The sequence below is a fragment of the Pseudomonas sp. BJa3 genome (assembly GCF_026343815.1).
In the GTDB taxonomy this organism is placed as follows: Bacteria; Pseudomonadota; Gammaproteobacteria; order Pseudomonadales; family Pseudomonadaceae; genus Aquipseudomonas; species Aquipseudomonas soli.
Genome location: NZ_JAOXMC010000381.1, coordinates 1 through 252 on the forward strand (window position 1 = coordinate 1; position 252 = coordinate 252).

Here is a 252-nt window from a genome sequence, read left to right on the forward strand (position 1 = left end):
GGCGGTGAGCGTGCCGTCGCTGAGCAGTTTGCATTGCTCGCGGTTGTCGAGGCTGGCGGCTTCTACCTGAGTTGTGCCGGCGCTGGAGATCTCGCCGTGGCGGTTGTCGATGGCTGCGCCCGCGACCAATGCAAGGCCGGCCTTGCTGGTGACCACGCCGCCCTGGTTATTCAGGGCCAGGGCGGTCAGGTCGAGGGTGGCCTGGCTGGCGATCCGGCCGGAGCGGTTGTCCACCAGCCCCTGGCTGGTGAC

General features: G+C 68.7%; 1 protein-coding gene. It reads right to left on the bottom strand.

Annotated features, from left to right (window positions below; translation table 11 throughout):
• The coding region (locus OH705_RS28105; RefSeq protein WP_267303552.1) for a hypothetical protein at nt 1-252 on the bottom strand (252 nt) is incomplete at both ends.